The organism is Mycobacterium sp. SMC-13, from assembly GCF_045311035.1.
GTDB lineage: Bacteria > Actinomycetota > Actinomycetes > Mycobacteriales > Mycobacteriaceae > Mycobacterium.
This window is the reverse complement of sequence record NZ_JBJIAI010000039.1, coordinates 20,357-28,710: the sequence shown is the minus strand read 5'-3', so window position 1 is coordinate 28,710 and position 8,354 is coordinate 20,357. Positions and strand designations below refer to the sequence as shown.

General features: G+C 65.2%; 9 protein-coding genes. 2 read left to right on the top strand and 7 right to left on the bottom strand.

Annotated elements, in window-relative coordinates; translation table 11 throughout:
• Positions 1-61: 61 nt before the first annotated feature.
• The 6 genes from ACJH6I_RS29765 to ACJH6I_RS29740 are packed head-to-tail and all read right to left on the bottom strand — an operon-like array spanning position 62 to position 4,853.
• Positions 62-400 carry an Imm61 family immunity protein gene (locus ACJH6I_RS29765; RefSeq protein ID WP_406785091.1) on the bottom strand — a complete coding sequence of 113 codons (339 nt, stop codon included), beginning with the start codon at positions 398-400 and terminating at the stop codon, positions 62-64.
• Between the two features lie 38 nt (positions 401-438).
• Entirely contained in the window at positions 439-1,266 is an 828-nt protein-coding gene (locus tag ACJH6I_RS29760; RefSeq protein ID WP_406785090.1) for a hypothetical protein, read from the bottom strand.
• Entirely contained in the window at positions 1,259-1,672 is a 414-nt protein-coding gene (locus ACJH6I_RS29755; RefSeq protein ID WP_406785089.1) for a hypothetical protein, read from the bottom strand. Before ACJH6I_RS29755 ends, ACJH6I_RS29760 begins: the two co-directional genes overlap by 8 nt.
• Positions 1,672-4,260 (bottom strand): hypothetical protein, encoded by a 2,589-nt coding sequence (locus ACJH6I_RS29750; protein ID WP_406785088.1) that lies wholly within the window; start codon positions 4,258-4,260, stop codon positions 1,672-1,674. The genes ACJH6I_RS29755 and ACJH6I_RS29750 overlap by 1 nt, the downstream gene beginning before the upstream one ends.
• A gap of 3 nt (positions 4,261-4,263) precedes the next feature.
• The gene (locus tag ACJH6I_RS29745; protein ID WP_406785087.1) at positions 4,264-4,551 is read right to left on the bottom strand and encodes a WXG100 family type VII secretion target; all 288 of its coding nucleotides are present in this window, start codon (positions 4,549-4,551) and stop codon (positions 4,264-4,266) included.
• Positions 4,551-4,853 carry a WXG100 family type VII secretion target gene (locus ACJH6I_RS29740; protein WP_406785086.1) on the bottom strand — a complete coding sequence of 101 codons (303 nt, stop codon included), beginning with the start codon at positions 4,851-4,853 and terminating at the stop codon, positions 4,551-4,553. Before ACJH6I_RS29740 ends, ACJH6I_RS29745 begins: the two co-directional genes overlap by 1 nt.
• Positions 4,854-5,126: 273 nt before the next feature.
• Between ACJH6I_RS29740 and ACJH6I_RS29735 the strand changes: the two genes are divergently transcribed.
• Complete coding sequence (locus ACJH6I_RS29735) at positions 5,127-6,083, top strand: mechanosensitive ion channel family protein (RefSeq protein WP_406785085.1); 957 nt, start codon at positions 5,127-5,129, stop codon at positions 6,081-6,083.
• 38 nt (positions 6,084-6,121) lie between these two features.
• On the opposite strand, the gene ACJH6I_RS29730 is transcribed toward ACJH6I_RS29735, so the two are convergent.
• Positions 6,122-6,541 (bottom strand): GreA/GreB family elongation factor, encoded by a 420-nt coding sequence (locus ACJH6I_RS29730; protein ID WP_406785084.1) that lies wholly within the window; start codon positions 6,539-6,541, stop codon positions 6,122-6,124.
• A 136-nt stretch (positions 6,542-6,677) separates the two neighbouring features.
• Between ACJH6I_RS29730 and ACJH6I_RS29725 the strand changes: the two genes are divergently transcribed.
• Complete coding sequence (locus tag ACJH6I_RS29725) at positions 6,678-8,351, top strand: SWIM zinc finger domain-containing protein (protein WP_061004419.1); 1,674 nt, start codon at positions 6,678-6,680, stop codon at positions 8,349-8,351.
• Positions 8,352-8,354: the final 3 nt, after the last annotated feature.

Sequence of the window (8,354 nt, the reverse complement as noted above, 5' to 3'; positions counted from 1 at the left end):
CTCATTTTCGAGAGACCTCGACCTCTATCCCGGCAACGACGCGCCAACCACCTCTACACCCTCATCTGTGAAGAGCCACTTTATAGCCGTGAGTGAGCTCTGCGAGAGTCGTGTGTGTACGCAGTGGAGGCATCCCGCTGTTGTACCTCGTCGTGTTGCCAAACCAACCGAAAAGGAATTTCTCGACTACCTCGATCGTTCGACCGGCGAAGTAGAAGTATTCCGGTTGAAGGCGATCGGAGCAGGTGACGTCGACCCAACCGTCGGTCATTTCTCGGATGAACAAGCGAATCTCGCCGAGTCGATTCCAAAAGATATCCGTGAGCCCGCCTTCTGAGCCAACCGTCAGGGAGTAACCGGCAAGCTTTGCCCACTCCGCAAGCTCTTGAGAAACTGGCATCGTCCCGCTCCATCGTTGGCCCGCGTTGATGATCCTTGTCACTCTCCAGCAGAACTACTCGAGACCCACTGGTTCTCCACGCCCTGCACGTTTGTCAGTCGACCGGCTTCCACCACAGCCTCGAACACCCCGGCCTCGGCCAGTCGGGCGCCGACTCGCTGGGCATCGGCAGGATCATCGCTGAGCAACAACACCTCGGCGGTGTCGCCGGCGCGGCGCAGTATGCGCACGGGGATACCGTCGACCTGGGCCGTGTAAACCCGTTCGAACACTTCACATTCCGACACAGGAACACTCGCGGACCATGCATGTGGGCGGACCTGTTCAAAGCCTGCGGGGCCGTTTTCGGCGAGCGCGGTCAACAAAACGGTCTCCGCAAGGACGTCGGCGAAGAACTCCCGACCCTGCCATCGCGCCAGCGTGCCCACTACCGGGCTCGGTGGCCGCCAGCGTTTGGCGCCCACCCAGCCACGGCCCGCCCCCGCGTAGTGCGACAAGCACTTCTGCTCACCGTCGGAACGGATCCGCCAGTACTCGGCCCCGTACGAGAACCGGGTGCGGCTCATGCGCCAGACCGGCGCTAGCGAGCCGCCGAGAAGAAAACCATGGGGGAAGTCGCGCCAGGGCCGCTCCGCGTCACTCGGCTTGGTGAACGTCGCCAGGCGCGGCTGCTCGAATCGGACCACATCTGCGAAATCGGGAGCGGCGTCGATGCCGTACTCCGCCAACAGTTCTGCTGGCGTCCTGAGACCGACTACCGCCGATGCCTCGGTGACATACCCGCCCACTTGGTCGAGTCCGTTCTCTACGATGGCGCTTGCCATAGGGGTGGCAAGGAGTTTCTGCAGCACCAGCTGCTCAGGCACGACGTGTCTCCTCTACCCGAATGTCCTGCAACCGGTCAGGATCGACCAGCCCGGTCCATCCTGTGTGCTGGTCACCCTCGAGTCCGAGCTCGCGGGCGATCTGCGGCGGCCCAACGAACTCCACCCCGATCCTGCCGTCCCGCAGCCGGCGCCTGAGGTACACAGTGTGTCCCGCGAGGGTTGCGCTGACGCTGACCTGGATGACGCCATCGAGAGCCGACCGTGGGACCTTGGCCCACGGGTCGTAGTGGCCCGGTTCGGCCGGTGCTTCGCCGCGCGCGAACGCGTCCGGTAGCTCGACCTCGGGGCCGACATTCAACGCGACCCAGTCGGTGCCGCTGAACAAGATTCGAAAGCGCTGCCCGCGGTACTCCGCTACAGCGCCGGTCACCGGTATCTCAGCCATCAGTTCCCCTGCGGGATCCATTCTTTGTCCTTGAGCACGGCCACCAGACGCTGGGTTCCGTCATCAAGGACCTCCCACATCTCGGCACCATCTCTCATGGTGACTTTCTTGGCGTAGTACTCAGGAATGACATCGTCACCCGACTTGGTGAACCCGTTGCCGGTGAATGGATCATCCCACCCGTCGTAGGCGTTAGTGCCGCCCATATCCGTATTCCGCGGCACTTCGTAGGAACCGGGGGCGTCCGGGTCCGCTTGGAACCGGATGATGTGAGTCCCGGGATCCTCAGGGGTGTACGGAGAGTCGGTGTAGTCCAGGCGCAAGCCGTCGTGGATTTGTTGGGGCGTCCCCAGGTGAGCCGTATCGTCGGCCATCGACACCGAACCACCCACTTGGTCGACGTTGAGCCAGGGTTGATTCCCCATGATGTAGTCGTCCGCACGGCTCGGGACAAAGCCTTTCGTCTCATCGAAATACCCCGGTGGAATCACCTTCTGCATCACCGTGTCGTCGGTCGGGTGGGGCAGAGCGTCGCGCACGTCGTTGACCAGATCCCGCTCGGCGGGGGTGAGGGCATCCGTGGGTGTGTTGATCAGGTCGATCATGTCGCTCTTGCTGACGCCGTGGTCGGTCATCGCATCGAGCACCCGCTGGTTGTCGCCGAGCTGTTCCGGCGCGAATGACGTTGTGTGCGAACTGTCGTCCATCATCGAGTAGACACGTCCGTCGCCCGGATCGACGTGACCGCCGGGGGCGTGGGGTGTGGCGTCATTCGGACCGGAGAAATGCGTTGAGTCGCCCGGCGCATGGACCGGCGCGGCTGGTTCGTGCGTAACGGGCGCCGGCTCGTGGGTCGAGGGGGCGGGGGAGTGCTCGGACGGGCCTGCAGGGGGTTCGTGCGATGCCGAACTGCTTGGCGCGGTGTGTGTTTCGGCAGCCGGAGCGCTTGAGTGTGGTTCGGTCGGCTCGGCCGTGTGCGGAGCCGGAGATTCGGTGTGCGGCGCGGGCGCAGGTTCCGGCTTTGGTGCGGGAACTGCTTCGGGCTTGGGTGCCGGAACCTCGACAGGTGCCTTGCCTGCCGCACTCGTTCCAGGCGCGGCTTCCGGAACGCCGACCTTGTCGAGATTGCTGCTGATCTTCCCGGCTTGGCCGGCGACTTCCTCGGCAGCGCTGGCCGCACCAACCTTCGACGCGGCCGTACCGGCATCGCGCGCAACCGTCCCGCCGGCCCGCGCCTCTGCCGCACCGACGCGCGCCGCGCCACCGGCAGCGTCGGCCGCGGGCGCCGCCTCGCCGGCGCCCGGCAGGAAGAAGGTCGCGACTTGCGCTGTGTCGTAACCCAATCCGCGGAAAGGGTGACCGTTCTTGAAGTCGTCGTAGTCGATCATCGACTTGCCGAGAGTCGTCAAGTCCTTGCGAATGCCAGGGTCTGACAGTGCCAACGGCGCGGTCAAGGGATTGGCCACCAGTGCGACCTCGCCGAGGGCCTTGCCCGTGCCCTCCCAGGCCTTGGCTGCCCCTTCGGGGTCGTAGATGAAGCGGGTCGGATCAAGCTGCTCGAGCCCGTTGGCCGTCTGCGCGACGAACTTGAACGCGCCCTCGTCGAAGTCGACTATCGCGTTGAACGTGGAGCCGAGCGCACCGCCGACCTCCTGGCCGAACGCCTCGACGAACTCCTTGTCCGCCCACTTCTCGAGCTTGTCGGTCAATGCGTCGAGGTCCTGCATGCCCTGGGTGAACATCTGCTGCGTCGCGTCGGCTTCGCGCTTGATGTTGCCCAGAACCGCCTTGATGTCGTCCGCGATCTGCTTGATCTTGTCCAGGGGATTGTGGCCCTCGAACATCCCGCCGATGGTGCTGAGGATGCCGCTCGGACTCAGTTGGTGGAGCAGGTCGCGGATCTTGTTCTGCGTGTTCTCGACGGTCGTTGCAAACGAATCGATCTGGCCGGCCAGTTTCTGCGCCTGCGTGTTGATGGCGGTGAGGCCGCCGCTGATGTCGTTGGCGGCTTTCTGCATCTGCGGTGCGTCGGGAATCTGGAAGCCGCCCAACGTCGTTCCCGCGGCGGTCATGGGGCCCGATCCGCCACTCATCGACGCGCCGAAGGTACGCCAGGCGGCTGCGGTCGCGCGCATCTGTGCGGGATCGCCGTCGGGCCAGAGGTCTCCGACGAACGCTTCGACCAGACTCCATCCCAGCGGCGCGGCGATGTCGCCGCCAAACACCGACGGAGCGCTGGGCGTCGGATACTTCGGGGGCTCAGTGGGTTTGGTGACCGGAAGCTCGCCGCCGCCGACAGTGGAGTGCGCGTTGGCAGTGCCGTAGTTGTAGGCCGACATCTGGATGCCGAAGCCGGTTCGGTGCGACGCGTTGACGGCCGCAGCCGCCGACTGCAGCAACGAATTGGCCGCGTTCATGTAGCTGCGAGAGAAGACCAATGCGGCCGCATCGTGGCCGAAGCCGGCTTCGTGACCGGACAGTGCACCAGAGAGCGTGGTGACCGCGCTGGAGACGCTGTTCGCTTCAGCGCCGACCGACGCCCCCGCCGAGTTGAGCGCGGTCGGATCGACCGTGATCGGGCCGGTCACAGGTCAGGACCACATCTGGTGGTTCTTGCTCGCAGCGGACGAGTAGTTCTCGTGGGCGCCCTCAGCGATCTGTCGGAGCCGAGCCAGCGCCTCCCGCATCTCCCGGGCGCCTTCGTCCCACTGCGCCTGCGCCGACCGTTCCGCTTCGCCGGCGTCGCCATACCAGCTGGAACCCAACCGGGCGACTGATCCGGCTGCGTGCGCCAAGTGGGCTTCGAGGTCGGAATCGAACGCCGTCATCCGGTCGATGACCGCCGCCAGTGCCGCCGGATTGACGCTGAACTCGCTCATCAGAGGCCCGATCCCGCGATGTGCGCGCCGCCCTCGGCGTCGGTGCTCGTGTACTTGGCCGCCGCCTCGTTGAGCAGCGCCGACATGCGACTCAGACCGGCGGCCACCTGGGCAGCGCCTTCGTGCCATTCCTTCCACACGCCCGCGTATGCCGAGGCCGCGGACCCGGTCCAGCCGGTGCCCATGAGGCCGGACACCTCGTTGTCCAGGGACGTTATCCCGGCGCGGAGCCCGTCCGCGACGGTGGACAGCTCGTGCGACACCGCGACCAGCTCCGACGGTTCGACCTGTAACTCGGCCATGCGATACCCCCAACGCGATTGGCTGACGAAAGGAGCTTACCGAGCGTGCCAGGGGGTCGCCGACGCGAATTTCCTTGCCGCTCACAGGTTTTAGACAGATGTCTGTCAGGTTGCTGGCAGAAACGGCCCCAGACGAGCGCCGGACCTGTGAGCCGGGCAACGATCAGCCGCATCGGTCGACTGGATCTCACGACCGACCAAACCCGCTGGTCCCCCTGCAGCCGCGAATCGCCGTAGCCAGGGGCTTCGACGCCCTCTCGTAGGGTCGAACCCGTGCATGTCTACCAACTGGCTTTCGAATGGACCGACACGAACCGACACTGGCTGGTCGAGGTGCCGATCCGGATCGTGTCCTACGGCGTCATCGCCCTGATCGCGCGGTTGGCCCTGCACCGGGTGATCGATCGCGCCACGACCGGTCGGACGGGCAAGACTGTGGCCGTTGACGAGGAGTCGCAGGCCAACCGTCCGCCGCTGCTGCGCTACCTGCGTGACCGGTCGGCCTCGTCGAACGCCCGCAAGGCCGCCGAACGGCGCCGCCAGCGCGCTCAGACCATCGGGTCGGTGCTTAAGTCGACGGTCTCGATCCTGCTGCTCGTCTGGCTCGTACTGGCCATCCTGAGCGTCCTGGGCGTGAACATCGCGCCGTTCATCGCCTCTGCCGGTGTGGTCGGCCTCGCGATCGGCTTCGGCGCGCAGAACCTGGTCCGCGACTTCGTCAGCGGCATCTTCATGCTGCTCGAGGACCAGTACGGTGTCGGCGACAATGTCGACCTCGGCGACGTGACGGGCGAGGTGCAGAGCGTCGGCCTGCGCATCACCACGCTGCGCGGCGGCGACGGCACCCTCTGGTACGTCCGCAATGGTGAGATCAAGCGCGTCGGCAACATGAGCCAGGACTACGCCGTTGCGAACGTCGAGGTCCCGGTCGCCTTGACCGCTGACCTCGACCGCGCCGAGCTGGTGGCCATCGAAGCGGCGGAGGACGCGATCATCGACCCGGCGATCGCTGCCGATGTGTTGGGTGATCCGGAAATGCTTGGCGTGCAGGAGCTCTCGCCTGATCTGCTCACCTTGCGGATGTCAGTGAAAACCCGGCCGAACATGCAGGGCGCGGTGCAGCGCCGGATCCGCCGCGCGATTCTGCGCGCCTACGACGAGCACGACATCGCTCTGCCGTATCCGCAGGGGCGGTTTCACGCGGTGGTGGGCGGTCGGGCCGCGGAGTAGGGCCCTGGGCTCCCCGAACAACATTGGTCGGGGAGCGGTCAGCGTCCGGCCGTCTCCTGCGGATTGACGCTGTCGACGGCCAGAACCGTGATCGCCATGCTCCGCCCGGATTCTGTCACGTATCTCCGGGTTTCGCCGACGTGCGAGGCGACGAGCGCTTTGCCCAGCGGGCACTCCACGGAGCAGGTGTCGCCCAGCGGCTTGGCGTCGGCGGGCAGGACGAGCTGGAAGACGTCCGTGTCGTCGGGGTCGCCGTTGAACGACACGGTAACCCAGGCGCCCGGCACGGCCTGACCGTCTCCGATCAGCTCGCCGCGGGCGTCGATTCTGTTGGTGGATGAGATTTCTCGCGGGTGCCGGTCTGCGATGACCGCACCGTGTTGTTCAGCGGCATTCGATGACACCGGGTGTGGGGGCGGAACCCTTGACGCGGTGTTCGGGTGAATTACAGCGTCCACGGTTGTCACTATCCGCCGCGTCACCGGTCGTGGCGGACGCACGCGAGCTTGTTTGCCGTGATGTCACGTGATGTACGTCCGCGTGTCAGGCGGACGGCGTGGGAGGCCCGGACATTACATCGGGCACCATGGTGACGTGCCGCTTTCCGAAACGTCGCTGTTCAATGTTGCCGGTGATCTCGTCTTCGCCCGAGGCGAGGACTACATCCGCTACGTTCGGGGGCTTCGCATCACTAAATCCAAGGCGTACGCATCGATACAGGCCAAGCGCGTCTACCAGGTGGAGCTCGACTGGTCCGGTTCGCTACCGGATGGAGTCTGCACCTGCCCACACAATGCTGACGGCAACTTCTGCAAGCATCTGGTCGCGGTGGGGCTGGCCGCAATCGACAGCGGCCGGGTCCCCATCGAAGAACCTGACGATCCTGACGAAGCGACCGGCGACGCCAGATTGGACGCGGTTGTACAGGCGATGAGCGTCGATGAACTACGTCAACTGGTCTTGACGCTCGCGCAGCACGACGACGGGGTGCGGCGCCTGCTCGAAGTTCGCGCCACGGCGGCCTCGGGAGACGAGGCGCCGGCTCAAACCGAATTCGAAGCCTATGTGCGAAACATATTGGCATTCAGGGGCGAAATCGACTACCGGCGGTCGTTCGAGGTCGCGGAGACAGTCAGTGAGATGCTCGACGAACTCGAGGACCACCTGAACAACGGCGCTGCCGACGTGGTGCGGCCGGCGCTGTTGTTGGCACTCACCGAGTTGCAGGATCTGTTGCAGTACGTCGATGATTCGTCGGGTTTCATCGGCGATCAAACCCAGCGATCTGCCGACCTCTACGCAAGGGCCTGCCGGCTCGGCACGCCTGACCCGACGAAACTGGCGACGTGGCTGGTGAAGTTTCGCGCGGAGTCGCCAGGATGGCCGATCCTCGTGTTGGCGGACTTCGTGGATGCGTTCGACGAGAAGGCGCTGAAGACGTACCGCCGGGCAGTGGCTGCGCTCGACAAGAAGCTGGCCGACCAGCCAACTGGACGACATGAAGTCGAGGCAATGCTGCTGGAACTCGCCGATCACGACGGCGATGTCGACCTGGCCGTGAAGCTGCTCAGCGAGGGGACATACGTCCAGTACGGGGCGATAGTCGACCGGTTGCGTGCTGTCGGACGTGCCGACGACGCAGTGGCGTGGATCGATCGAGCCGTGGCCGCCGGCAAGGTGTGGAGCCACGGTGGCGGCAACGAGTATTGGTTGAGTCCCGACCATGTCGCCGAGACGTATAAAGGCTTGGGCCGCATCGACGATGCAATCGGCGTTCTGCGTGCCGATTTCGTCCGGCAGCCGTCGGTGGGCTCGTACCGAGTGCTCCTTGATTTCGCGGCTGGTGTCGATCGCGTCGATTCCGAACGTCGATGGGCCTACGACCACGCGCGACACCTGGCCGCGACGGATCGCTTCGCATTCGGCACAGTCCAGGTGCAGCTCTGCTTGAGTGACGGCGACATCGATGCGGCCTGGGACGCCGCTGACAAGTACGGCGCCGGCTCGGCGTGGCGGGAACTGGCCGAGCGAGGGGCCAAGGCACGGCCCGTCGCTGCTGCCGACTTGTACCGGCCAGGGCTTGAGAAAGATCTGCGATACCCAAACTCGCCGATCTATCCCGACATTGCGGCGAGGCTGGCAACGATGCGCAAGCTCTACGAAAAAGGTGGTCGCGGTGCCGAATTCGCGTTGTTCATGGCGCAGCTTCGCGAGCAGTACCGGAGGCGCCCCGCACTCATGAAGGCACTGGACGCGAAGAGGCTTTAGCCG

Coding starts and splice junctions, on each gene's coding strand:
- ACJH6I_RS29765 (WP_406785091.1), bottom strand. CDS start 400: ATGCCAGTTTCTCAAGAGCTTGCGGAGTGGGCAAAGCTTGCCGGTTAC.
- ACJH6I_RS29755 (WP_406785089.1), bottom strand. CDS start 1,672: ATGGCTGAGATACCGGTGACCGGCGCTGTAGCGGAGTACCGCGGGCAG.
- ACJH6I_RS29745 (WP_406785087.1), bottom strand. CDS start 4,551: ATGAGCGAGTTCAGCGTCAATCCGGCGGCACTGGCGGCGGTCATCGAC.
- ACJH6I_RS29740 (WP_406785086.1), bottom strand. CDS start 4,853: ATGGCCGAGTTACAGGTCGAACCGTCGGAGCTGGTCGCGGTGTCGCAC.